A 23557-nucleotide genomic window follows, 5' to 3' on the forward strand; every position below is an offset into this window, starting at 1 on the left:
CTTCTGTCCCATTCGTTCGTCCTCCATCTGGCTCGAAAGCCTACTTCAAGAAGGACCACTTTTCTGGGGGCAGACCAGACCGAAGAAGCCTTCCTGCATTTCGTCAAGTCATGGGCGCACTGGATCGGAACGCTCGCCCTTGATCGTCGGGTGGCGAAAGCCGCATGAGCACCCGACTTCCAATCGAGGAGGCGATCCTTGGGTGCACAACAAAGTCCGCGAAAATACGCGCATTGGCGAATGCGGGTTATCGCCGGACTGAGATCGCTGAGATCCTCGACATCCGATATCAGCATGTCCGCAGAGTGCTCATGGATGCCGGGATCACCGGCGGCATGACCCGCACCATCGAGATCGAACGCGCGCCCGTCGAAGTAGAGATTGACGCCGAGCCATTTTTGCCGACGCCGGCCGGCTTGCTTCTGAATGCTGGCTTTCGTGTTTTGGGCGAGTGGTTGCCTCTCGACTCGGGCGAGTTTGAGCTCAGCGTTAAGGCGCCGCGTGACACCGGAGTGTACGCCTTCATCGTTGACGACTTGGTCCGCTATGTCGGTCTCACCCAGACCGGATTTCATGCGCGCATGGGGCATTACCGTCGTGGCCATGAACGGCAGCGAACCAGCTCGCGGATCAAAAAGCTCATCATGATGACGCTTACTGAGGGAAGGTCCGTCAGGGTGTTGATTGCCACACCGGAGCAGATGACTTGGAACGGGTTACCTGTCGTCACCGCGGCGGGACTGGAATCTGGGTTGATCCGCCTCATCCGTCCAGATTGGAATATGCTGGGGGTGCGGCCGTGAAGCAGCTCGCAACAGCCGGCACTATTGCCCTACCCGCCATTGTGCGGGCTACCGGCGAGCGAGCAGGTCGACGCTTCCTCGAGTTCCTCACCGCGCAGATCCGGGACCGGTGCGCCAGGGCGCCGGTGGCATCGGCGAAACGCCCTCATGGCGCCGGTCGGAGGACCTGTCCATCTGTTCTTGAGGTGTTGTATACAATTTCTTGTTCGCAACGGGTGCACTTTGCGAGAATGATCACATGAAAGCTCTGAAGCTATCGCCGATCTCCCTGACGCGGTTCAACGCACTTGGAGGCTATGCCCGTCACCCCATGACGTTGCTCTACCTTGAGGTAGTTGAACTACTTCGAAGCCGAAGGAGGCGATGTTCTCGGCATATCGACGATGGACGTTACGGACCAAGACTTCGGCGGTATCGTGCTCGCCAGAGATGGCAAGCTGCGCTTTCGCGGTGTGGGCGTAACCGGCTTTCGTGACACCCCGGCTGCAGCGCGCAGGTTGCTCTATTATGCAATGAGGAAGGCAGCAAAAGCGCAGGCCGTGGAGCATCACCAAGGCGACGAGAAAGGCGCGCCGGTCGATTTCTTCACCCACATCCATGACGAGGCGCGGCTAAATCCCGCCTTTGTTCAGCTGACGACCAATGAGGGCTATTCGCCGGCACGTGCTATCATCGAGCCGATGATGCGGTGGTATGAAGATGCCGACGGAAACTTCGTTGAGCAGTTTCAGACCACGGGTTTCGACCAGCGGATCTGGGAGCTCTATCTCTTCGCGATGCTGATCGAGGCGAATTACACCCTCGACCGCGACAATAAGGTCCCCGACTTCTGCTGTTCGAGTGTCTTGGGCGAGCTCTACATCGAGGCGGTGACCGTAGGCCCCACCACCTCGAATGGCAGAATCGTCCCCCCGCCCCCACGGGAGACCCCAGCCGATCGGGAGGCCTATTTGAAGGAGTATATGCCGATCAAGTTCGGCAGCGCGCTCTACAGCAAGCTGCAGAAGAAATACTGGACGCAGCCGCACGTCACCGGAAAGCCATTCGTCCTAGCGATTGCGGACTTCTCAGCGCCGATGTCGATGGTCCACACACAATCGGCGTTGGAGCGCTATCTTTTCGGCTATGAGCACACCGCGACGCTCAATGCGGAGGGCAAGCTCGTCATTGCCGCCGAGCGGATTCAAACCCACCAGTGGAGAGACAAGAGGCCGATCGAATCCGGTTTCTTCCGATTGCCGGAATCGGAGCATGTGAGCGCGGTCATTTCCAGCAATGCCGGCACGATCGCGAAATTCAATCGCATGGGCATCCTGGGAAAATTCGGCTCCGACCGGGTCTTGCTGGTGCGCGAGGGCCGCATGACGGATCACAATCCGAATGCGGCAATGGCGAAGATCTTCCGGGTGATCGTCAATTCCGCCGGCTACGAAGAGGATTGGATCGAAGGCCTCAACGTTTATCACAACCCGAACGCCGAGATTCCGCTGCCGATGGAGATGTTTCCCGGCGCAGCTCACCATTTCTGCGATGAGGCCGGGCAGGTCACAAGCTACACCCCCGATTTCCCTCCCATGTCCTCAGTGACGCATCATCACTTCCCTGTCGATGTTGCGGAAATTCTCGCAGAAGTCGGCAATAAGACCCACGTAGTCTGGACATTGAAGCCGGAAGAGGCTGACGCCGGGTAGCTCGGGTGGCCCGCAGCGGAACTGGTCGGGCTTGCGAAGCAAGGGCCGTCTGCCTTTCGATCCCTGCCACTACTGCAGCCGTCGCAAGCCGGTCGCATATACTCTGCGCCTCGGATAGATTCAGCACATGTATGACGTTTTGAGGCTGCTCGACACGAGTTACCGCACCATTGGGGCGGACATGGAAAAGTGGTTCCGGCCCTACCCTGCGGGCGCGGCGTGGTATGCCATTTCCGACTACTGCATCGGGGATCCGAACAAGGCGAATGATGTCTTCTCTTTCGTGATCGTGTTGAATCACGACACGCCGGCGAACATTGCCGAATACATCGCAGCGGTAGCGCTCAGCGACATAAAGGGCTCAAGGTCCGCTTCGCCCGGGCTCATCTCGTATTTGCGGTCGCCGGTGGCCTTCAGCGTCAGCTACATCGTGGAGCGGCAATCCAAGCTTCTGCGTGACTACGTCACCGACGACAACATCATCGCCTCACTGCCAGATCTTCGCGAGCTGATTGGCCTGTTCACGCGGGGCTCCCCCGAAACCGTCCCGTACTACCAGTCCGTCGACAAGCGTCTCGCTGCGTTCGAGCGGGATATGAGACGGCGAAACCGCAACTCGGGCCTCGCTCGACAGATTCATCTCTGCGCGACCTTCGCCGCGATGCTTTTCAAACATCTCGACGCGCAAAAGGCCCCCGGCTTCGTTCGCTGGATCAGCGACCGCGACGCCATGTTCGACCGGCACGACCATCTCACATTTGATCTGGCTTACATCTATTTCCAACTGCTTCGCAGCATGGCGGGTGACGTGCCCGATCGGCCCCGTTTTGAGTTTGGCTTGCCACTGATGGACGGGGTGAAGGAATATAGCGAGCTGATCCGGCTCCCCGACTATCTCGCCGGAACACTGGCCGACCTCACCCTGCCCTCGCTCGAATTTACCCATGACAAATTCCGGCCGGTTTTCGCGGACGTGTTTGTGAACTCCCCGAACAATGCCGTTATCGAGGTGCTGAGCAGCAAGGAGAAGGTGACGACGCGGCGCATGGGCTTCTCCGCTCCGACGACATGAGGCGTAAGCGCCAGCTTAAAGGCTTCTGAGCAGCACGGCCGAAGGGCCGACCACTGTGTCGAGCGCATTGTCGAACTGCGTTCGGTTGATCGCGTCCACCTCTTGTTGCGTCGCCATCCGGCGGGTCATCGGCGATTTTGTGATTCCGGCCGGGGTAGCGATAACCGCAAGCGACTTGGACAACGGCACCGAGAATCCAAGTCCGAGATCGGACTGGGGTATCGGGGTGTCGCCCAGGACGAACGCCAATGGCAAAAGGGCGTCGATAAGGCACAGCTGCATGCCGGCGATAGCCGCCTCGATGTGCGGAGCCGCCCTGATCGCATCCTGCACCGGGAGCTGCGGAGACTGAGGCGAGAGCTGCAACATATTGGCCAGCTCCGCAGCCAGTTGCTCTTTGGTGCGGGTTTTCAGGGTGAGGTAACAATCTTGAGCCTCTGAGGGGGAGATTCCGTGTTGAACACACAGATCCTGAAACGAATGGAGCGTGTGGTCATGGGCGCTTGCGAGAATCACACCGAATTCCCGGCTCAGGGTACGCCCTCGCTGAAGCACATCAGGATGCCGGCTGGCCTGTGATCCAAGGAGGGCGCACAATTGGGCTTCGTCGTCCGCCGTTGGGACGTAGCCCGGCGCATCCAGGCGCTTGAGCAACTGGTCGTCGAATCTTTCGTCCACCGAGAAGGCATCTTCCAGTGCATCCGATGGCCGCCATTGATCGTCAAATATCGTGTAGAGCCAATCGATCTGCATCGTCTTTTTGGTCGATACGATGCGGACGTTGCTTTTTGTGCGACCATACAACTGGTTGCCGTTGTCTCTAAACATGCGTTGCCAATGCTGGGGGACGTAGTGATGGTTTTGCTTCTCGAACTTCGGAGTCGTCATGCAAATTGGCCCTCGCTTCCCTGCAGAAGTCCGGCTGCATGTTATTATCCCATGTAAACGGATCTATTTGCAGTAGATGGTGTCCTCATCGCTTAGCCTTCGTCTACCTGCGACTGGCGAATGTCCGCTTTTTGAAAAATTGCGTCGAGCGTTGAACGGCGACAATGGAAGCGCATAGCGGCCATTCATCCAGGAATCGCCTGACGGCAGCTTTGGGCCGAAAGGGTCAAGGTTGCTTGGCGTGGTGGCTGGTCACTGCATTGCCGCGCGCCTGGTTCGAGCCCCAATTGGGTCACCCGTCGTCAGCGTTCCTCGCCGCGTAGTCACGCCGCGCGCATTCGACTTTATCAAAGTTCGCTTCTGCCCAAAGCCAGACGCCGCAGAATGCCTTGCTCAGACCAAGGCCCAGGGCTGTCAGCCGATATTCTACCTTCGGGGCACGACCGGATAGACTGTTCGGGTCACGAAGTCGTCGCCCTCCATTGCGCGCAGCGTCTGCGTCAGCATCTTCTGGCTGGTCCCCGTGCAGGCTCGTGAAAGCTCTCCGAAACGGCAGCACTCCCGCTCCGTGAGGATTTCAATCAACAGCATCGTCCATTTGTCGGCGACCCTGCCGATGACCTCTTCGACAAGACGATCCATGGTGGGGTCGGCCGGGCCAATATCCTGAAGTTCTTTGCGCAGAGAATGGTCTATCATCGACCTCATACTCTCTCTTTTGTAAGTATAAATCTTTTGGGTGCCTACTTTCCACTTTGTAGAGCGACAGACATGTAAGGGCCAGTTGCTTTCAGAAGGGCAAGAATAAGTGACTCTGACAAATCGCACGATCCTGATCACCGGTGGCAATTCCGGTATTGGTCGGGCCCTTGCCCGGAACCTTCAGGCCAAGGGCAATCGCATCATCATCACTGGCCGCAAACATGGCAGCCTGCAGGCCACGCTGGACGAGAACCCAGGCATGGCCGGCTATGTCCTGGACGTGATGGATCGCGACGCACTCGCCGCCTTCCCGTCAACGGTCATGGCCGACCATCCCGAGCTCGACACGCTCATTCTCAACGCCGGTATCATGGAGAGCGAGGACTACACGGTCGATCCCGTCGATCTTGACGTGGCCGAGCGTACGATCGCCACCAACCTGACGGCGCCGCTCCACCTAGCCGCGGCCTTTCTGCCTCACATGCAGACCCGACCCACAGCGGCGCTGGTCACGGTATCGTCGGGACTGGCCTTCGTGCCCAAGGCGGCCAACCCGGTCTACTCTGCCACGAAAGCCGCCATCCATTCCTGGACCCAGTCGCTCAGGCATCAGCTGCGCGACACCTCCGTGACGGTGCATGAGATCGCCCCGCCGCTTGTCGCAACCGATCTGACTCCGGACCAGTCGCAACAGGCCGCGGCCATGCCCTTGGAAGACTTCACGGCCGAAGTCATGGATATCTTGTCCCTTGAAGATATTCCGGACGAGATCCTCGTGAGCCGCGTCGCGTTCCAGCGAAAGGCCGAGGCCGAAGGTCGCCATGCAGCCGCGTTTGAGATAATCAACAGTTGATGGGCTTTTCTGGAGCGCAGGCGCAGGGGCATTCCCTCACGGATTGCGCTCTGTGTGTTGAGGGTGCGGCCTTCGAAAGCCGCCCCTTTGGCCACATCGTGGACCGTGGCGTCCAGCAAATACTCAGAGTTGATCGGCTATGCTCGACTTGTCGATGATCGCCACTGTTACGGCATGCAGTTCGCGCATGTGCCGCGGAGTTAGATCGTGGTCTTCGCGAGCTTGAAGGAATGCTCGCGCGCCCAGCCCGTCAGGCGCTTTGCGATCACCATGTCCGAGAACTCATCCACTTGACCGCAACAGTCGCAAATGGCGAAGGCGATAATCCCGTGTTCGCGCAACCTGTCCAGAAGCGAATAGGCGCTTGCCGGTCCATCTGCACTCGTCAGGGCATTGAGGGCCAGCGCCTGGTTTTCCGTGAGGTCGTAGATCTGAACCATCGGAGCATTCTCCAAGGGCCGTTGCCTCGCGGGTGAGTGGATGCTAAACGTGATAACATTACATAACCAAACACTCAAGTATGTGTGTCATTCGACGGTGGAATCACGCTTAAGCCATGCCGGAAACATGCCTGACATTCCGCGATCTGACGCTCGGCTACAACAGCCACCCGGCCATCCACCATCTCGACGGATCGGTGCGAAAGGGCTCACTGACGGCCGTCGTAGGGGCCAACGGGTCTGGCAAGTCGACCCTCATGAAGGGCATCGCCGGCGTCCTCCAGCCGATGGCGGGATCCTGCTCCCTCGCATCAGGGGTCAGCATCGCCTACCTGCCGCAACAGTCGGAATTGGACCGGTCCTTCCCCGCACGCGTGATCGATCTTGTCTCGCTCGGTCTGTGGCCACGGCGCGGCATGTTCGCCCGGCATCGTGCCGAGGATCGCAAAAGCCTGATTGACGCGCTCTCCGCCGTGGGACTGGGAGGTTTTGGCAATCGGCCGATCGACACCCTGTCCGGCGGGCAATTGCAGCGCGCGTTGTTCGCACGGGTCCTGGTGCAGGATGCGAACCTCATCCTGCTCGACGAGCCGTTCAACGCCATTGATGCCAGGACGGTCACCGACCTGATCAAACTCATCAAGCGCTGGCACGGTGAGGAACGCACCGTGATGGTCGTTGTCCACGACCTTGACCTTGTGAGGCAGCACTTTCCCGAGGCCATTCTGCTCGCCCGCCGCCCCGTGGCCTGGGGAGGCGCGTGCGACGCCCTGTCCACCGAAAACCTTCTTCGCGCTCGCCAGTTCCATGAAGCTTGGGACGAGGATGCGCCGTGGTGTGCACCGGGCCGCAACCACGATCTCCGTGACGGGCGGCGCGGTGCGGCATGAGCGCCATGCCTGTCGACTGGCTCTTCGCCCCTTTCACCGAGTTCGTGTTCATGCGACGCGCGCTGCTTGGCGCTGTCATGCTTTCGCTCAGCGCATGCCCGGTGGGGGTGTTCCTGATGCTGAGGCGCATGAGCCTGACGGGCGATGCGATGGCGCACGCCATCCTGCCTGGCGCGGCAGCCGGTTTCCTCCTCTACGGCCTGCAGATCGTGCCGATGACAGTCGGCGGACTGATCGCAGGCATGGTCGTGGCTCTGTCGGCCGGCGCGGTCGCGCGACTGACGATCCAGAAGGAGGATGCGTCGATGGCAGCCTTCTACCTGATTTCCCTGTCGTTCGGTGTCCTGATGGTTTCACTGCGCGGCTCGAGCGTCGATCTCATGCATGTGCTGTTCGGCACGGTGCTTGCCCTGAACAATGACGCGCTGCTTCTGATCGCGCTGTCTTCGAGCCTGACACTGGTCGCGCTGTTGGTGTTCTGGCGCGCCCTGGTCGCGGAATGCCTCGATCCGATGTTCCTGCGGTCTGTCTCGAAGCTCGGGCCCCCGGTGCATTTCGTGTTTCTCGGACTGGTCGTTGTGAACCTCGTGGCCGGGTTCCAGGCCCTGGGCACGCTGCTCTCGGTTGGCCTCATGATCCTGCCAGCCGCGGCCGCGCGGTTCTGGGTCAACCGTGTCGCGGCGATGTGTCTGGTGGCGATCGGCATCGGACTTCTGGCCTCCGTATCCGGCCTCCTGCTGTCCTATCACGCCTCCTTGCCCTCGGGGCCCGCGATCATCCTGTCCGCCGGAGCCGTCTATTTCGCGTCGGTGCTGCTGGCCCCACGCGGGGTGCTGCTGTCGCGCCTTCCCCGCACCGCCCATCGAACCGCCTGACAACCGGGAGCCTTCATTTGAACTGTTTCAAAACCCTCATCTGGGCAATTGGCCTCGCCTCGGTTTCACTCGCGCCATCGGCCTCAGCCGAAGACGGGAAACTTGGCGTCGTCGCCACCTTTTCGATCATCGGCGACTTCGCCAGGACCGTCGGCGGGGACAGGATCGAATTGCGGACGCTGGTCGGCGGGAACAGCGATGCCCATGTCTACGCACCCAAGCCCGCCGACGCGATGGCGCTGGCGCGCGCCGACGTGATCCTGACCAACGGACTTCTTCTCGAGGGCTTCATGGAGAGGTTGGTCGAAGCGAGCGGCACGACCGCCACGGTGGCGGTTCTGACCGACGGAGCGGACATCCTGAACGACCCGAACGGGGGACACTATCACTATATCAACGGCGAGGCCGTGTTCCATGCCACCCCGAACGACCCGCACGCATGGCAGTCCGTGGCCAACGCCCGGGTGTACGTGCGCAACATCGTGGCCGAGTTCTGCAAGGCGGATACGGAAGGCTGTGACATCTATCGTACGAACGCCCGCTCCTACGAGGCGCAGCTGGCCGACCTTGACCGTGACATCCGGAAGACGATCGAGGACATTCCGGAGGACCGCCGCGTCGCGGTGGTCGCGCACAATGCCTTCCGCTACTTCGAGCGCGACTACGATGTTCTCTTCCTCGCTCCGCAAGGTGTCTCGACCGAGTCAGAGGCATCGGCCGCGGATGTTGCCTCGCTCATCCGCGAGATCAGGGAGAAGCGCGCGTCTGCCGTCTTTGACGAGAACATCGCCGATGCGCGACTGGTGGAGCAGATCGCGTCCGAAGCCGGACTGACGCTCGGAGGAACGCTCTATTCCGACGCGCTGTCGCCGCCGGATGGCCCGGCAGCCAGTTATCTCGACATGATGCGTCACAACGTTCGGACACTCGCCACCGCCATCAAGGGCGGCTGAACTTCCATGAGGTGGGGTCAAATCCGCCCTCTCATGTAATGTAATATCATATCATCAAAAGGAGAGATGAATGAGACGGTTTATCCTGGGGGCATCTGCCCTTGCCCTTTCCGTGGGCCTCGCCGGTCCCGTAGCTTTGGCGGATGAAGACATCACGCTCTACCGTGTTTTCGTCGGCGACCATGTCGAGGGCAAGATTACGGCATTCGATCTCGGCGAACCAGACAAGCGCTGGTCGTTCGAGACCACCGGCCAGGTCAAGCTCTACAGCGTTGACGAAGGCGCAGCCATTGTAGCGGTCCAGTCCGACCACGACGTCGTGAACTTCATCGACAGCGGCATCTCGCTGCACGCGCACGGCGATCATTCAGACATCGACATTGAGGACCCCAAGGCGGTCGAGGCAACCCTGACAGGTCCGCGCCCGTTCCACATCATCGACCACGACGGCAAGGTGGTGATCAATTTCGACCGCGGCGGGTACAACGAGATTGTCGACGCTCACGAACTCTCGCACGGCGAGATCGAGTCCACTCGCTTGCCGCAAGCCCGTGCACATCACGGCTTTGCGGCACCGATCGGCAAGCACTGGGTCACGACGGTCGCTTCCGACGTACCGGTTGAAGGCGACGCCTTACCTAAGCGGGTTGGCATGCAGACGGTCCAGGAAGACGGAACGCCGGTCGGCGAGGTTGCCACCTGCTCCGGAATTCATGGTGAGGCGTTTTCCGGCGCCTTCCTCGCGGCTGGATGCGATGAAGGCGTGCTGACGGTCACCGCCGGAAGCGATGCACCGACCTTCAAGATGCTGAAATATTCAAACGACCTGCCGGCCGGCCAGAAGACCGGAACACTGCTCGGTGCCAAGAGCATGCAGGTCTTCCTAGGGAACTACGGTGCCAATGGCCTTGTGGTGGTTGACCCCGCCGACGAACCACACTTCCGCTACATAAAGCTTCCGTTCCGACGTATCGACTTCGCGCTCGATCCGGCCAATGCCCGCTTTGGCTATGTGCTCACCGAAGACGGCACGCTGCATCAACTGGACATCCTCGACGGCGCGGTGGCCAAGAGCGAAAAGGTGACCGAGTCCTACTCGATGGACGGCCACTGGAACGACCCGCGCCCGCGGCTGGCCATGGCTGGCGACGAGATCGTCATGAGCGATCCGAAGGCCGGACTGGTTCGACGGATTGCGAAGGACACCCTGCAGGAATCCGGAACCATCGAGGTCGAGGGCATGCCATACAACATCACTGTTGCAGGCGGGAGCGGCAAGAACCATGAGGGCGAGAAAAGCCACGACCACAGTCATGGTGACGGACACAATCATGGCAAGGAGCACGCACACGATCACGGTGACGAGAAGGTCTACAAAGGCTATTTCGAGGACAGCCAGATCAAGGATCGCCCCCTCTCGGACTACGCGGGCGACTGGCAGTCGGTCTATCCGCACCTGAAGGACGGGACGCTCGATCCTGTCTGGACGCACAAGGCCGAAAGCGGAGACAAGACCGCCGACGAATGGAAGGCCTATTACGATGTCGGTTACAAGACCGACGTCGAGCGGATCACGATCAAGGGCGACATCGTCACCTTCTACCGTGACGGCCAGCCGGTCGAGGGCCACTACGCCTATGACGGCTACGAGATCCTCACCTACAAGAAGGGCAACCGCGGCGTCCGCTTCATCTTCAAGAAGATGAAAGGCGACGAGGCCGCACCTGCGTTCATCCAGTTCAGCGATCACAAGATCGCGCCCGAGGTCACCGACCACTATCACCTCTACTGGGGTGACGACCGTGCGGCCCTGCTGGAGGAGCTGACAAACTGGCCGACCTACTATCCGTCCTCGCTCAAGGCCGACGAGATCGTTCACGAGATGATCGCGCACTGATTGGGGACGCTTCTTCCAACAACCTCGCGCCCGGCTTCCAGCCGGGCGCGCCAAGAGGTTCTTCTGGCTGGCGACCCGCCCGGATTATGTCGGTGAAATCAGTCAGACCGGAGCGCTCATCCGCACAGAAAAGCATGGCCTGTGGTGGGCATCTGTCCGCAAGCATCAATGGCCGGATTATCCGGAATGGAAGGCAGCCATGAGGCCCTATCTCGATCCCGTGTGGGGCGATCGGCGCCAGGAGATCGTCTTCATCGGTTGTGATCCGATGGATGAGCGGAAAGTCCGCGCCGAGCTGGACGCTGGCCTCGTTCCGGAAACAGACTTCATGCCCGGCCGCTGGCGTGATCTAGCCGATCCGCTCCCGGCTTGGGAACGCAATGCCGTTGCTTCCTAAGCCGATCCGAAAGAACATTTCAAGCGAGATTGACAAGTGAAACACAATTCGAGACTGTCGCGCCGTCAAGGTTCTCCCTGTCGGAATTTCCGACAGGGAGCTAAGAGGGAATCCGGTGACCTTTCGAGGAATGCCGGAGCTGACCCGCAACTGTGAGCGGCGAGCCGCTTTGCCGTCAATGTCACTGGCATTTGAGCCGGGAAGACACGCAAAGCAGCAACGACCCGCGAGCCAGGAGACCTGCCTGACAACATAGAGTTCCGTGGTCGGGGATTGCCATGGGAGCGCGTACGCTGTGTTCGGTCTGCATGAACTGAACTCGCGCCACGTCTCCAGGTCCCCGTCTGCATGGCAGCGGGGATTTTTGATTGGAGCAGACTTCAACGTCAACGGATGCAAACCGGCACAACGAAGGAAACGGGCCTGCCGTTCTCGGCGAGGCTGTCCTGCTGGTCGCAAAGTCTGCATTCGCTGCCGCGCCTCATGCCGAGATGCAGCGACTTGCGTCCATAGCCGCACGTCTTCCCAATGTGGCACAGGCCATCTCATGTTTTTCCGAGCAAGGACAACCATCGCTACGCGATGCGCTTCTGAACCTGCGCGGGCGCGGATTTGCGTCCATTCTGGTCGTTCCGCTGGTGCTTCCGATGGAACCGAGCTTCATGAACTGGATGACACGCTCGCTGAAGCGTTGGCAGGCAGAAACTCCTGACGGCTGGCCACCGATACGGGTCACCCGCGATATCGCCCAGAGTATGCACTTCGAAGCGTTGCTTTCCGCCATGATCGCAGATGCTGCAATCGCCCCCGTCATTGTTCCCGACGGCGCAAAGCCTGAGGCATCGTTGGTGCCAGCGCAGAAGCACCGCGTCCTCGTCTGCGAGGGCGGAGCCTGCAACGCCGCCGGCGCGGATGCAATCTGGGCACATCTGCGCAACGTGCAACAGCGCCGCAAACTGCGTGTGACCGGCTGCGGCACGATGACCGCAAAATCGACGTGCTTGGGCCCCTGCGCACTTGCACCAGTGGTCCAAGTGTTTCCCGAGTGTACCTATTACGGCGGTGTTACCGAGACTGCGATCGACCGTATCGTCGAGGAACATCTGCTCGGAGGACGCATCGTCGACGACTTCGCCTATCAACCGACCGGACGCAAGCAGCGCCTGCGCAGCAAGATTCAGCCAGATTCAACAGAGGACTGACATGAGACACATCACCCGAGCCACGCTTGCCGCGTTGGCCGTTTCCACGTGCGTTTTCACTGTGCCGGCAATAGCACAAGAAGCAATCCAGGCCGGCGCAACGTTCATCACAGCTGCTCTTGATCCGACCAAAGGGTCATCAAGCTGGGCGCTGGTCAGCCACGGTATTGGCGAAAAGCTGTTTATGGTCGACAAGGACGGCAATCTGGTGCCTGAACTGGCTGCAACGGCAGAGCGGACCGGAGACTTGACCTGGACCGTTAGCCTTGCGCCCGGCCGCTTCTTCTCCGATGGCTCACCTGTCACGGCGGCCGCCCTGAAAAAGGGGTTCGATCACACCTTCTCCAAACTGCCGGCGGCCAAATCCACCGGTGGCATGATCAGTTTCGAGGCGCAGGACGATCTCACGCTTGCGCTGACCACGGAGAGGCCGGTGCCGTTGATTGCAGCACTCTTCGCCGAATGGCCGCTTATGGCCTACACCACAAAGGAGGACGGCTCGTTCCTGTTCACCGGCCCCTATGCGGTCGAGGAGTTCAACGTCGACCAAAACCTGGCACTGAAGCCCAATACCAGTTTCCCCGGCGCGGAAGACCGTTCGCCGATCAATCTGCGCCGGTTTGGCGATGCGCAGACGATGGCACTGGCCTTCGAGGCTGGCGAGCTCGATATTGCCTTTGGCTTGCCGGCCGAAGGCCTCTCACGGTTGAAAGCCAATCCGGGTGTCGCAATCAAATCCTTCCCGGTGGGCTACCAGTATTTCGGCTTCATCAACAATGAGCGACCAGCCGTATCGGACGTGAAAGTCAGGCAGGCGATCGATCACGCCATCGACCGCCAGGAACTCGTCGCGGCGATCAACGCCGGCACTCCAGCCACAGGCGCTTTTGCGCCATATTTCCCTTTTGCAGCGAAGGAGCCCCGCAACACGGACCTCGACAAGGCGAAGGCGCTTTTGGACGAAGCCGGTTGGGAGCCCGGTAGTGACGGCGTCCGCGAAAAGGATGGCCATAAGCTCTCCATACTGATCGTCACCTATCCGCAGCGGCCTGACCTGGTCACCATGATGCCGGTGGTGAAGGCGGCCCTCGCCCGCGTCGGCATTGCTTCCGACACCAGGGTGGTTGAGAATATCGGCGAGTATGCTGCCGGCGGCGATTTCGACATAGCGCTCTGGGCGCAGCATACCGCGCCCGCCGGAGACCCCGCCTATTTCTTTAACTCCATGCTGAAGAGCGATGGCCCGCTCAATCATGCGCGCTACAAGAGCGACGCGTTCGATGCGATCATTGCCGAGTTTTCCAAGGCCGGAACGTCGGAAGAGCGCATGGAGATTGCCCTGGAGGCGCAGGAGCAGCTCTTCAAGGATGCTCCGGTAACATTCCTCGTGTCGCCGAGCTGGCATGTCGGCCTCTCGCGACGCCTCGCGAATTACGAGCCGTGGGGTTCAGACTATCACGTGATCCGACCGAAGATGGGCGAGGTGCGCTGAAAGAACTAGCGTGTTGGAGTATACGCTGAGATTGGGCCTGCGTGCGGCCGCCAGCTTGCTGGCGGTCTCCGTGCTGGCCTTCCTCGTTGTCGCGCTGATGCCGGCCGACCCTGTCGAGATCGCCATCCGTGCGTGGAACCTGCCCGCCGATCCTGCGACGGTCGCAGCGATGCGTGCCGAATGGGGTCTCGATCAGCCGCTGGCGCAGCGCTATTTCAGCTGGTTGTCGGGATTCGTCGCCGGCGACTGGGGACGCTCGTTCCGCACGGGGGAGGCCATCTTTGGCGAGTTCATGCAACGCCTACCCCTGTCGCTCACACTCGGCATTTCCGGCCTTGCGCTCGCGGGCGTGCTTGCGGTGCCGCTGGGCCTCGCCGCAGCGATGCGGCCACGGGGCATCGCTGACCGTTTCAGCCGTGGCCTCGCGATCGGTGTGCAGGCGGTGCCGGCCTTCTGGCTCGGACTGCTCCTGATCTGGGTGCTCGGCGTCAAGCTTCAGCTCATACGACCGTTCTCTGGCGGACCATCGATCTATGCGCTTGCCATCGTCCTCATCGCGATGCATTCGATCGGCCTGTTCGCGCGCATCTACCGGCGCGACATGCTTGAACAGACCGGGCAGCCCTACTTCCGCACCGCACTCGCCAAGGGACTGACTCATCGGCAGGCATTGTGGCATCACTGCCATCGCAGTGCGCTCTATGCAATGCTATCGGCGGTTCGCTCCGAGGCAGGCTGGGCGATTGGCACAACGGCAACGCTGGAAGTGCTGTTCGGGTTGCCGGGTATCAGCCAGTTTCTTGTACAGTCCATCGGCGCACGCGATTATTCAGTGCTGCTTGCCTACATCATGACCGTCGCCGTCTGGATGTTGGCCATGAACGCTGCGGTGGAACTGGCCATGCGGCGACTGGACTCGCGTTCGGCATGAGACGCACCATCGTTCTCACGCTCCTTTTCGTGCTCACCCTCCTGTTGCTGGCGGGAGGGGTCTGGCAGCCGCAGGACCCCGATGCGGTCAACATCCTGTCTCGTCACCAAAGCCCATCGGCCGAACACCTGCTCGGCACCGACAACCTTGGCCGTGATGTTGCTGCACGTATGCTGGTCGCCGGCTGGCGCACGGCGCTCGTCGTGCTCGCCGTTGGAACAGTTGGTTTTCTCGGCGGCTCGATCCTCGGCACAATGGCCGCCATCCTCGGGGGCAAAACCGAACAGGCGCTTTTGCGCTTCTGCGAGTTGTTCATTGTGGTGCCGACTTTGATCTGGGCGCTCACGGCTGCCGCGATCTTCGGACTGTCGCCGCTGACCGCGGGGTTGGCGCTCGGTCTCGCAGGGATCGGACCTTACGCCCTGCTCGCCAATTCCCTGACACGCCGAACTCTGGGCCTGCCCTATGTGCACGCGGCGCGTGCGCTCGGTGCTGGCACCCCACGTCTGATGGCGAAACACATTCTGCCCAACACCTTGCCGATCATGTTCACTCACATTGGCAGCAATGCGGGCCAATCAGTTGTCAACTACGCTTCGCTCGCCTTCATCGGACTGGGAGCCGACCCCTCCAAGCCCGATTGGGGTTCCATGCTGTTCGAGTATCGCATGTTCATTTTCGATGATCCGATGCTGATGATCTGGCCGGGCCTGGCGATAGCAGCCATGGCGACGCTGATTAATATCGCATTCGACGGTTTACGGCCTCATCAAGCCCGATAGAACGGTCTATTCAACCTGATCTGCTCTTCATCCAGTGCCCGCTTTTGGGCAATGACTACCTCTGTCTGCGCAATCGAGATGGGTGCAATGCTACCGTCACTCCGGCCCGCCGCCTGCGGCGCCGTGGCTGGAGCTCTGCGTCTTCGTCTCACCTCCAGCGTCTTCACCTCGAGGCTTGTCACATCCGGTGTCTGCTCAGCGTGTCTCGTGTCTCCGGTGTCCGTCATCAGAACATTTGACACACCTAGTGGTGTAAATCAGCGGAGCGTGGGTCTCGTCGGGGGCTGATGTTTAGACGGCGACTTCACGGTGTTGCAGGCGCCGATATTCGAGTGTCTTCCGCTTGATCCTTTCACGTCTTTTGATGATGGCCGGCGCGTCCTCCTCACCAGGTCGTAAGCGTGGAGCGCTTCCAGGTGTCGGGCGCGGTGCAGACATAGATGTGCTCGTCATCCCTGGCGATCTGGCCGGTCTCGTCGGTGTCGGTGGCACTTGCCGGGGTTTTCGGGCTGGTCACCTGCACACTGTCGTCGTTGACGACCAGCTTCGAGGCGCCGGAGGTGGCACCAATGAGGAACTGACCACCGGAGGCGATCCGGGCAGCCTCCGTACCGCCGTTGTAAAACACCGTGTTGTCGCTCGCGATCAGCGAGATCCGCGTCCCGCTGACGTCTGCACCGGCCCCCTCACCCGCGACCATGACAGCGCGTCCCGGCGTCGAGGCGTGCTCATTGCCGCAGACATACATGTAGGCACCGCGCGACGAGGTGAACCCGCCGCCCCCCAGCAGCGCCACACGCGCACTGTCTGTCCCATCCGAACTGGTCGGATAAAGCCGGGCATCATCAGACAGGAATGCGATGTTCCCGCCCAGGGTCGCAGCGCCGGAAACACCGAACGTACCCTTCACGTCGAAGTCGTGGTCTGGGGATGAGGTTCCGATCCCAACCCGCCCGGAACTATCGACACGCATAGCCTCGACACCACCATCGCTGGCCCCGGCACCATACCGAAAGACAACGGATCCCGTGCCACCCGAGATATTGACGTCGTCATTTCCCAGAAGAACCTTCGCGCGCCCCGAGCCGCCCTTGATATTGAGGAACGCAGACGGCGAAGCAGGCCGGATCAAATTGTCATTGCCGTAGGCCGTCCCTGCGCCGGTGCCCACCTTGAACGCCTCACGCGCACGGATGTCCCCGTGGACATCAACCGGATAGTTCGCGGATGAGCCGCCAACCGCCAGACCGGTCGGCGTGAACCGGGCCACCTCCGTCTCATTCACGGCCATGATCACATCGCGCGAGGCACTGTTCGTTCCAACCCACAGTCCAGCCCCATCCGCAGCAAGGCCCGCCTTGAACCCGTTGCCGTTGATGGTGACCTGACCGGTCCACGAGCCATCGGGCGTATGATCCTCACCGTCGCCGGCAAGAACATGCCCACCAACGACCAGCTTGTAGGCACTTGAGACATTGCCTCCGATGGCAAACCCCAGCGGACTGAACCGGAACACTTCCTCGCCCCCGGCCCCGCCGGCCACGACATCCCCGCCGGGGAAGAAGAAGCCCGTGTTGGTGTCTCCCTCCCGGGCGATTGCCGGCGCGGAGGCGCTGCCGTCGGCAAAGCGTGCCTGGCCGGTCAGGCGGGGGTTGGCGAATCTGGCCCCGTCAAGGTTGAGCCCCTTGACCGTCACCTCCCCCGTCTCGCTGTCGATGCGCAGCCGGTCATCATAGGAGAACGGCGTGCCGTCCGGGCTGTACTGGATCGAGAAGTCATTTTCCCCACAGGACATTCCCACGCGGAACCGCTCCTCGCCGTTCTCGCGGAAATACACCTGCGCTGCATCCGCCAGCGTCGCGCGATCGAGCGTCAGCATTTTCGAGGCCCCGACCGCGTACAGCGTGCTCGCAATTTTGGAGAGGATGTCATTCAGTTTGATCAGGATTTCGCGTTCGCTCGACATGTCATCAGTTCCTTTTTCCCACGAAAAAGCCGCCTCGGATCACCGGGCGGCTTTGACAAAATCCGGTTGCAGGCTGCCGGCTGGATGGCCGTTGCCCTCACACGGGATCTGCGATGTTGCGGTGATGTTGAGAGCAACGCCTGGTGTTGCGCCCTCATTGTTGCGTTTGTTGCGGCTTTGTTTTTGCCGTCAGACTGGCGAACCCAAACACTAAGTCCGCCCGTATTGTGTTTGGCCCTGGTACGGTCCCTAAACGCGCCCGCCGACCGGTCACCAGTCACAGGCCGCCGGTCACGAAAAAGCCCGGTCGGGGTTTCCCCCGCCGGGCGCAAATCTCGAGACTGTCAAACTATTGCGGGCAACCTGTACCAGGTGTCAACTCCGACGCGGATACACGCCCCGTCGAACGCCACCTAAGCTGCGCAACGCGGGATAGAGGTTGGGGACAGCATCAACCACACTCACGGGCTCAGTTCATCATCATGGGAGGTCGACGAACCCTCGAGCCGCATGAACGACTACGCTGTCGGCACGGTACCACCGTCGATCACGTACTCGGTGCCTGTGATTGTGCCAGCACGATCTGAGGCGATGAAGGCGATCAGATTTGCGATCTCCTCCGGCTTTGATGGTCGTCCGATAGGTACACCACCCAGCGAGTCCATGATCATCTGCCTGCCTTGTTCAACTTCGACTTGGTGCTCCGCTGCAAGGCGCCTTGCCAGTTCCACTGAGGATTCCGTTTCGATCCAGCCAGGAGAGACCCGCGCCACGCGCACGCCCTTTGGCGATACCTGCTTCGACAGGCTCTTGCTATAAGTCGAGAGCGCTGCCTTCGCGGCGGCATAGGCTGTCGTCGCCTCGGGCAGCGGCAGTTGGCTCTGGATCGAGGTGACGTGGATCACAACACCGGAGCCCCTTGCCTCCATCTCTGGCAGCAGCGCGCGGTCGAGCCTGACAGCCGGCATCAGGTTCAGGTCGATCTCTTTCTGCCACTCGATGTCATCAAGGGCTCGGTAGCCACCCGCCGGAGCCGAGGAGCCGCCCAGCATGTGCACCAAGACGTCGACGCCGCCGAGTCTGTCGCGCACCGCCTCGACCACCTGTGCGCAACCGTCCGCACCCGTCAGATCGGCCGCGACGAACTGCGCCTCTGGCATCCTTGGCGGCTTTGTCCGGGCCGTAGTCAACACCTGTGCGCCCAACTCTTCGAAGAGCTGCACCGTGGCCGCTCCGGCACCGCGCGTGCCGGAGGTGATGAGCGCGCGTTTGCCCTCGAGCGTCACAAATGGGATCATGGGACGATCTCCAGTTCAGCGATCATGCCGTCCTTCAGGACGAAGAAGTAGCGCAGGTCCACCGGGCTGCCGGGGAAGTTGCCCACGAGGTGGCTGGTGACGACGGTGCGCCCGCCCTCCTTTGCCTGAACGTAGGGCTCGACAGTATACGTGTATTTGGTCGAGGCATTCGCCATCCACTGCCGGATCGCGTCACGGCCCGTGTAGGTGTTGCCTTCATCGACAACCACCGCGTCCGGCGTGAAGCACTCCGACATCGCCTGGGCGTTGCCCTTCTTGTCAGCCTTGAAGTAGGCTGCGATCACCTCGGGAAGGTCGATACTCATGATCTTTCTCCTGTCTTGATGTTGTTGGTCACGCGCTGGTGCCTATCTCGCCGGTCGAACTTTTGGTCCGTGCAGGGATCTGCCGGGTCTGCTCGAAGGTCATGGTCGCCACCGTGTCCATCGGCCCGGGCGCGGCCATCGCGCCCTTTCCCTCGAACGAGACATCCCGCAGCAAACGCAGCGAGTGGTTGGTTTCAATCGGCGGGAAGGAGATCATGGGGACCTCTTCCAGCGAGGCCGCCTAGGCCACCTCGATCTGCTCGTCCTTCAGGTCTTTGCAGGTGTAGGTGGCGATGTCGTTGTGGTCCTGTTCCAGCATCAGAAGCTTGGGCTTGCGCATCCTCTCGGGCACGTCGATGCCCTTGAAGTTCCAAACGAACTTCGCCGGGACGCCAACGACGGGCCGCCGAACACGAGCTGTTTGGCGATGAGCGCATCAAGGATGCAGTAGGCTTGGGCGGCCTGCTCAGCGCTAACGAAGATCTTGCAGGAATACATTTTTCCGCTCCGTTGCTGCTGACTGCAAATCTATGGCGTTGACGTCGTGCAGATAACCGGGACAAAATGGGATGTGAAGTTTCGATAATCGGGACAATGTCCATTTACAAACTGACAGATTTCGACGCGGTTCTTGCAATCAGCCGCCGGGGTTCGTTTCGCGCCGCAGCGCTCGATCTTGGCATGTCGACCAGCGCGCTCAGCAATGCGATTGCCAAGCTGGAGGAGCATCTCGGCGTACGTCTGTTCAACCGCACCACCCGCAGCGTCTCGCTGACCGACGCAGGGCGCAGGTTCGTCGACCAGGTCAGCCCGGCCTTGCGCGATATTCACCAGGCGCTCGACACGGTACGTTCGCAGCAGGAAACACCGTCGGGCGCGCTGCGCATCAACACCTTTGCGACCGCCGCCCGCGAGATCCTGTCGCCGCTGGTCCTGGAGTTCCTCAGACGGTTCCCGAAGGTTCGGGTCGACGTTGTCACCGAGGGCAATCTGATCGACATCGTGGCCAACGGGTTCGATTTCGGCGTGCGCAGCCAGCCGCTGGTGCCCAGCGACATGATCGCGATCCCGATCGGGCCGCCGCGCCGTTATGCGGTGGTCGCCACGCCAGCCTACTTCGATGGACGTGAGCCGCCGCAGGTACCCTCCGACCTATTGGCACATGCCTGCATCCGCACGCGGCTACCGAACGGCGGCATGTTCCGCTGGCGGTTCGAGGCTGAAGGCGAGCCGGTGCAGGTGGATGTCGACGGACCGATCACGCTCGACGAGGCAAGCCTGGCGCGCATCGCCGTGCTGGAGTCGGTCGGAGTTGGCTATTTCATGGAATCGGACGTGCAGGCAGATATCGAGGCCGGACGCTTGAGGCGAGTGCTGGAGGAATGGACGCCACCGCTCGCCCCCCTCTGCCTTTACTATCCGAGCCGCCGCAACCCGCCGGCAGCGTTCAAGGTGTTCATCGACCTGGCGCGAGAACTCGCCCGGTCAGCGCGGGGACGCTAATGGGCAGCGTCCCGTCCGACGGTCGCGGTGCCTGATGGCGAAGATGGGGCTGACGCGCGACCAGGGACACCGAAGGTATTCAAGAATTACTCGCCAAGGATCATCCGGATAAGATCTGCGACATAGCTTATCCCAGGGTCATTCGCATTCCTTCGGTGCCACGCGAGATGAAGAGGAAAGCCCTCGACCTCGAGCGGCGGAGGGACCCCGATGAGGTTGTCATTGCGCTGTTCCTCAAACGACTTGCGAGGCAACATGGCAAGCAAATTGGTCGACGAGACTATATCCGGGACAAGTTGAAAGGACGGGACCACAAGACCGATCTGACGGGACAGGCCCATCGCACGGAGGCTCTCGTCAAGGGGCGTGTACCGTTCGCCTCGCCCCGACACGACAACATGCGGCCACGCCAACCAGCCATAGAGATCGAAACTTTCTGCAACAGGGTGCCCTCGGCGCATTGCAACGACGTAGCTGGTCTCCAGCAACATCTCCGTTTCGATATTGTCTACCCGTTTGGCGAAGAGCGCGACGCCAAGCTCGGTATCTCCGGTCGTAAGCTCCCGCTCGAGTGCATCCGGCCCCAGCCAAGGCTTGAAAACAACCGAGATACCGGGCGCGGTTTGGTCGAGCTTTTCGAGCAGGGGGCGCGCTAGAAGAGCCGTCGGAGCATCGGCGGCACTGATCCGCACGACCTGCACCAAGTCTGAAAGTCTGGGTATGTGCGGATCGAGCAACTGTTCCACCTGCACCAGGATGTCACGGATCGGTCCGCGCAACCTCTCGGCCTTGGGAGTCAGTTTCATCTCGCCCCGCCCCCGCTCAAGAAGCGGGTCGTTGAACAAAGCGCGACAGCGTTGGAGCGCACTTGAAACGGCCGGCTGTGAGAGGTTCAACCGGTGCGCAGCGCGGCTGACATGCGCTTCGTCCAAAAGAGCATCGAGGATCACGAGCAGGTTGAGGTCGACGGATCTTAAATTCATGAAACAGATAATGGACTATACCGCATATCTTTTGGAGTAATTTGTCATGGGGTGCCACCTTGGGTTCAACGCCAGCTCAAGGAGGCAAAAATGTCCCGCACTGTCATCCTCTTGTTCCACCGAGACATTGCGAAGTCGTCTGCGAACCGAGCGCTGCGCGACCGCGCCACCAAGCTCTCCGGCGTCGAGGTCGTCGACGTCCAGAGCCTCTACCCGGATGGGGTCATCGACATGTTCACCGATGCTGGAGCCGAGGCGCAGCGCCTTCTCTCGGCTGACCGGATCGTCCTGCAATTCCCGATGCAATGGTATTCGACTCCCGCGCTTCTCAAGTCGTGGGAGGACAGCGTTCTGACACGGATGTTCTACCTGTTTTCCGAAGTCGAGGGCGACCGATTGGCTGGCACGCCACTGATGATCGCGGCGACGGCAGGAAATATTTCCGGGGCTTATGGTCCGTGCGGGGCAAACCGCTTCACGATCGAAGAGATCTTCACTCCTCTGAGGGCCACCGCGCACCGCTGCGGTCTGCCCTGGCACGAGCCCTACGTCGTTTTCAGCGCGGACAAGCTGGACGAGGCCGGCTTGGTAGAGGCCGCCGAGGGCTACGCACGTGCGATCGAAACTTTCATCGCGGCCACTTCGTCCGCGTCTGGACAAGAGGCGGTATGACGATGACCGGTCACGACCACGACACCTTCACCGATCTTTCGGCTGGGACGCCGGCGCTCTTCATCTTCGCGGCACGTAGTCTGCCGGGCATGCTTGGACTGCAGTTCTTGCTTGCGGGACAGGCTTTGTTCGGCGGGATCGGGTGGGAAACACACGCCAGCGTTGGCGGTCTTGTCCTGCTGCCTGTCACGGCGCTTGTCGGGTATGCGGTACTCGTGCCACGACTGCGCGGGTTCGCCTGGTGGGCTGTAGTCGTCCTGGTCCTGTACCTTGGACAGGTCGCTCTCGCCGCCTCCGGGCCGGCAGCACTTGCCTTTCATCCCTTGAACGCCGCGCTTCTGCTTACAGCATCGCTCATCTTCCTTTTCAAGGTCGAACGGCGCAGGGGCAGACACCGCATCGCTGATTAAGCCCGGAAGAGCAGCCTCAAGTACATGGCGAAGGGGCGGAGCGAGCTACAGAGCGGCTCCTCACGCACATCCATGTCGATAACAGCACCCGGCCCCGTGACTTGCCCCACTGGTACTTCACGGTCGGTCGTGATCGATGCAGCATTCGGCATAGTGGACTCGTAGCAGGCTTTCGTTGGGAGCCGAACCAAAGTCCAGAAAGGCAGGAAGCAAGCTATCGCTGCGGTCGGAACGAACGACAAGAATGGGGCCGACTGCTGACTGTCAGGTTCCGTCCGAAAAATCATGGAAGCGGACGTTCACGCAGAGCGAGTTCGCAGTGGGTTTCGGCCCTTTGCGGACATTGGACATGTTCTTCGGTGGTTAGCCCCAGTTCGGCATTGCTGACATTCGAGTAACGCCGGAATAGGGTCACTGAAAGGCAAACGATCGGAACTACATATGAGCTTGACAACGCAACGGCAGGGGCAGCTGGGTGTAAACGTAGTTGAGAGGATCGTTCTCGGTTCTTGGCAGGCACGCTGGCAACCC

23 protein-coding genes, 1 pseudogene and 1 riboswitch are annotated in these 23557 nt (G+C 60.8%); of the genes and pseudogenes, 16 read left to right on the forward strand and 8 right to left on the reverse strand.

The features are described 5' to 3' along the window. Positions 1–164: 164 nt before the first annotated feature. The 3 genes from ACN0X0_RS20690 (at position 165) to ACN0X0_RS20700 (ending at position 3566) form a co-directional block, all read left to right on the forward strand. Positions 165–803, forward strand: a complete 639-nt coding sequence (locus ACN0X0_RS20690) for a GIY-YIG nuclease family protein (RefSeq protein WP_417280764.1) — start codon at positions 165–167, stop codon at positions 801–803. 335 nt (positions 804–1138) lie between these two features. Then, positions 1139–2494, forward strand: a complete 1356-nt coding sequence (locus tag ACN0X0_RS20695) for a hypothetical protein (RefSeq protein WP_417280765.1) — start codon at positions 1139–1141, stop codon at positions 2492–2494. A gap of 127 nt (positions 2495–2621) precedes the next feature. After that, positions 2622–3566: a hypothetical protein gene (locus ACN0X0_RS20700; protein WP_417280766.1), complete on the forward strand. Its 945-nt coding sequence runs from the start codon at positions 2622–2624 to the stop codon at positions 3564–3566. A 15-nt stretch (positions 3567–3581) separates the two neighbouring features. On the opposite strand, the gene ACN0X0_RS20705 is transcribed toward ACN0X0_RS20700, so the two are convergent. Then, entirely contained in the window at positions 3582–4454 is an 873-nt protein-coding gene (locus ACN0X0_RS20705) for a DUF4238 domain-containing protein (protein WP_417280767.1), read from the reverse strand. A 426-nt stretch (positions 4455–4880) separates the two neighbouring features. Further along, entirely contained in the window at positions 4881–5153 is a 273-nt protein-coding gene (locus ACN0X0_RS20710) for a winged helix-turn-helix transcriptional regulator (protein ID WP_417280768.1), read from the reverse strand. 109 nt (positions 5154–5262) lie between these two features. Here ACN0X0_RS20710 and ACN0X0_RS20715 point away from each other — a divergent pair, with 109 nt between their 5' ends. Beyond that, positions 5263–6009, forward strand: a complete 747-nt coding sequence (locus tag ACN0X0_RS20715) for an SDR family oxidoreductase (RefSeq protein WP_417280769.1) — start codon at positions 5263–5265, stop codon at positions 6007–6009. Between the two features lie 200 nt (positions 6010–6209). Here ACN0X0_RS20715 and ACN0X0_RS20720 read toward each other — a convergent pair whose 3' ends face one another. Continuing rightward, on the reverse strand, positions 6210–6449 hold the full coding sequence (locus ACN0X0_RS20720; RefSeq protein WP_417280770.1) for a hypothetical protein: 240 nt from the start codon (positions 6447–6449) through the stop codon (positions 6210–6212). Between the two features lie 116 nt (positions 6450–6565). On the opposite strand from ACN0X0_RS20720, the gene aztA reads away from it, so the two are divergent. From aztA to ACN0X0_RS20765, 9 genes and pseudogenes are all read left to right on the forward strand, one after another. Further along, positions 6566–7339, forward strand: a complete 774-nt coding sequence (gene aztA, locus ACN0X0_RS20725; protein WP_417280771.1) for a zinc ABC transporter ATP-binding protein AztA — start codon at positions 6566–6568, stop codon at positions 7337–7339. After that, positions 7336–8214 carry a zinc ABC transporter permease AztB gene (gene aztB, locus ACN0X0_RS20730; protein ID WP_417280772.1) on the forward strand — a complete coding sequence of 293 codons (879 nt, stop codon included), beginning with the start codon at positions 7336–7338 and terminating at the stop codon, positions 8212–8214. The genes aztA and aztB overlap by 4 nt, the downstream gene beginning before the upstream one ends. A 17-nt stretch (positions 8215–8231) precedes the next feature. Continuing rightward, the gene (gene aztC, locus ACN0X0_RS20735; protein WP_417280773.1) at positions 8232–9167 is read left to right on the forward strand and encodes a zinc ABC transporter substrate-binding protein AztC; all 936 of its coding nucleotides are present in this window, start codon (positions 8232–8234) and stop codon (positions 9165–9167) included. Positions 9168–10407: 1240 nt separating this feature from the next. After that, positions 10408–11064, forward strand: a complete 657-nt coding sequence (locus ACN0X0_RS20740; protein WP_417280786.1) for a ZinT family metal-binding protein — start codon at positions 10408–10410, stop codon at positions 11062–11064. Between the two features lie 55 nt (positions 11065–11119). Next, positions 11120–11461, forward strand: a pseudogene (locus tag ACN0X0_RS20745) (GTP-binding protein); the annotation flags it as partial. A gap of 51 nt (positions 11462–11512) precedes the next feature. Continuing rightward, positions 11513–11724: riboswitch (cobalamin riboswitch) on the forward strand. 105 nt (positions 11725–11829) lie between these two features. Next, positions 11830–12663 (forward strand): (2Fe-2S) ferredoxin domain-containing protein, encoded by an 834-nt coding sequence (locus ACN0X0_RS20750; RefSeq protein ID WP_417280774.1) that lies wholly within the window; start codon positions 11830–11832, stop codon positions 12661–12663. 1 nt (position 12664) lies between these two features. Next, a complete protein-coding gene (locus tag ACN0X0_RS20755; protein ID WP_417280775.1) occupies positions 12665–14155 on the forward strand; it encodes an ABC transporter substrate-binding protein in 1491 nt (496 codons plus the stop codon). A gap of 10 nt (positions 14156–14165) precedes the next feature. Then, positions 14166–15086 (forward strand): ABC transporter permease, encoded by a 921-nt coding sequence (locus tag ACN0X0_RS20760; protein WP_417280776.1) that lies wholly within the window; start codon positions 14166–14168, stop codon positions 15084–15086. Then, a complete protein-coding gene (locus tag ACN0X0_RS20765; protein ID WP_417280777.1) occupies positions 15083–15868 on the forward strand; it encodes an ABC transporter permease in 786 nt (261 codons plus the stop codon). Before ACN0X0_RS20760 ends, ACN0X0_RS20765 begins: the two co-directional genes overlap by 4 nt. 385 nt (positions 15869–16253) lie before the next feature. Here the strand turns inward: ACN0X0_RS20765 and ACN0X0_RS20770 are convergent, their stop codons facing one another. The 4 genes from ACN0X0_RS20770 to ACN0X0_RS20785 all read right to left on the reverse strand — a co-directional run bounded on the left by ACN0X0_RS20770 (position 16254) and on the right by ACN0X0_RS20785 (position 19675). Then, a complete protein-coding gene (locus tag ACN0X0_RS20770; protein WP_417280778.1) occupies positions 16254–17834 on the reverse strand; it encodes a hypothetical protein in 1581 nt (526 codons plus the stop codon). A 518-nt stretch (positions 17835–18352) separates the two neighbouring features. Continuing rightward, a complete protein-coding gene (locus tag ACN0X0_RS20775; RefSeq protein ID WP_417280779.1) occupies positions 18353–19132 on the reverse strand; it encodes an SDR family oxidoreductase in 780 nt (259 codons plus the stop codon). Then, positions 19129–19458: a nuclear transport factor 2 family protein gene (locus ACN0X0_RS20780; protein ID WP_417280780.1), complete on the reverse strand. Its 330-nt coding sequence runs from the start codon at positions 19456–19458 to the stop codon at positions 19129–19131. The genes ACN0X0_RS20775 and ACN0X0_RS20780 overlap by 4 nt, the downstream gene beginning before the upstream one ends. Before the next feature lie 28 nt (positions 19459–19486). Then, positions 19487–19675, reverse strand: coding sequence for a hypothetical protein (locus ACN0X0_RS20785; RefSeq protein ID WP_417280781.1), 189 nt, complete (start codon positions 19673–19675; stop codon positions 19487–19489). Positions 19676–20052: 377 nt separating this feature from the next. On the opposite strand from ACN0X0_RS20785, the gene ACN0X0_RS20790 reads away from it, so the two are divergent. Beyond that, positions 20053–20961, forward strand: a complete 909-nt coding sequence (locus ACN0X0_RS20790; RefSeq protein ID WP_417280782.1) for a LysR family transcriptional regulator — start codon at positions 20053–20055, stop codon at positions 20959–20961. An 86-nt stretch (positions 20962–21047) separates the two neighbouring features. On the opposite strand, the gene ACN0X0_RS20795 is transcribed toward ACN0X0_RS20790, so the two are convergent. Beyond that, positions 21048–21944 (reverse strand): LysR family transcriptional regulator, encoded by an 897-nt coding sequence (locus ACN0X0_RS20795; RefSeq protein ID WP_417280783.1) that lies wholly within the window; start codon positions 21942–21944, stop codon positions 21048–21050. Positions 21945–22034: 90 nt separating this feature from the next. Here ACN0X0_RS20795 and ACN0X0_RS20800 point away from each other — a divergent pair, with 90 nt between their 5' ends. Both ACN0X0_RS20800 and ACN0X0_RS20805 read left to right on the forward strand, forming a co-directional pair. After that, positions 22035–22616 carry an NAD(P)H-dependent oxidoreductase gene (locus tag ACN0X0_RS20800; RefSeq protein WP_417280784.1) on the forward strand — a complete coding sequence of 194 codons (582 nt, stop codon included), beginning with the start codon at positions 22035–22037 and terminating at the stop codon, positions 22614–22616. After that, positions 22613–23026, forward strand: coding sequence for a DUF6220 domain-containing protein (locus ACN0X0_RS20805; protein WP_417280785.1), 414 nt, complete (start codon positions 22613–22615; stop codon positions 23024–23026). Before ACN0X0_RS20800 ends, ACN0X0_RS20805 begins: the two co-directional genes overlap by 4 nt. The last annotated feature ends 531 nt before the right edge of the window (positions 23027–23557 follow it).

This window comes from Celeribacter sp. (genome assembly GCF_048270365.1).
Classification (GTDB): Bacteria; Pseudomonadota; Alphaproteobacteria; order Rhodobacterales; family Rhodobacteraceae; genus Celeribacter.

What these genes read in the sequence shown, in the direction of transcription:
- ACN0X0_RS20700 (WP_417280766.1), top strand. Translation starts at nt 2,622, where the DNA reads ATGTATGACGTTTTGAGGCTGCTCGACACGAGTTACCGCACCATTGGG.
- aztB (WP_417280772.1), top strand. Translation starts at nt 7,336, where the DNA reads ATGAGCGCCATGCCTGTCGACTGGCTCTTCGCCCCTTTCACCGAGTTC.
- ACN0X0_RS20765 (WP_417280777.1), top strand. Translation starts at nt 15,083, where the DNA reads ATGAGACGCACCATCGTTCTCACGCTCCTTTTCGTGCTCACCCTCCTG.
- ACN0X0_RS20775 (WP_417280779.1), bottom strand. Translation starts at nt 19,132, where the DNA reads ATGATCCCATTTGTGACGCTCGAGGGCAAACGCGCGCTCATCACCTCC.
- ACN0X0_RS20805 (WP_417280785.1), top strand. Translation starts at nt 22,613, where the DNA reads ATGACGATGACCGGTCACGACCACGACACCTTCACCGATCTTTCGGCT.
- ACN0X0_RS20710 (WP_417280768.1), bottom strand. Translation starts at nt 5,153, where the DNA reads ATGATAGACCATTCTCTGCGCAAAGAACTTCAGGATATTGGCCCGGCC.
- ACN0X0_RS20785 (WP_417280781.1), bottom strand. Translation starts at nt 19,675, where the DNA reads ATGATCTCCTTCCCGCCGATTGAAACCAACCACTCGCTGCGTTTGCTG.
- ACN0X0_RS20780 (WP_417280780.1), bottom strand. Translation starts at nt 19,458, where the DNA reads ATGAGTATCGACCTTCCCGAGGTGATCGCAGCCTACTTCAAGGCTGAC.
- aztA (WP_417280771.1), top strand. Translation starts at nt 6,566, where the DNA reads ATGCCGGAAACATGCCTGACATTCCGCGATCTGACGCTCGGCTACAAC.
- ACN0X0_RS20720 (WP_417280770.1), bottom strand. Translation starts at nt 6,449, where the DNA reads ATGGTTCAGATCTACGACCTCACGGAAAACCAGGCGCTGGCCCTCAAT.
- ACN0X0_RS20755 (WP_417280775.1), top strand. Translation starts at nt 12,665, where the DNA reads ATGAGACACATCACCCGAGCCACGCTTGCCGCGTTGGCCGTTTCCACG.
- ACN0X0_RS20790 (WP_417280782.1), top strand. Translation starts at nt 20,053, where the DNA reads ATGTCCATTTACAAACTGACAGATTTCGACGCGGTTCTTGCAATCAGC.
- ACN0X0_RS20795 (WP_417280783.1), bottom strand. Translation starts at nt 21,944, where the DNA reads ATGAATTTAAGATCCGTCGACCTCAACCTGCTCGTGATCCTCGATGCT.
- ACN0X0_RS20770 (WP_417280778.1), bottom strand. Translation starts at nt 17,834, where the DNA reads ATGTCGAGCGAACGCGAAATCCTGATCAAACTGAATGACATCCTCTCC.
- ACN0X0_RS20740 (WP_417280786.1), top strand. Translation starts at nt 10,408, where the DNA reads ATGCCATACAACATCACTGTTGCAGGCGGGAGCGGCAAGAACCATGAG.
- ACN0X0_RS20705 (WP_417280767.1), bottom strand. Translation starts at nt 4,454, where the DNA reads ATGACGACTCCGAAGTTCGAGAAGCAAAACCATCACTACGTCCCCCAG.
- ACN0X0_RS20690 (WP_417280764.1), top strand. Translation starts at nt 165, where the DNA reads ATGAGCACCCGACTTCCAATCGAGGAGGCGATCCTTGGGTGCACAACA.
- ACN0X0_RS20800 (WP_417280784.1), top strand. Translation starts at nt 22,035, where the DNA reads ATGTCCCGCACTGTCATCCTCTTGTTCCACCGAGACATTGCGAAGTCG.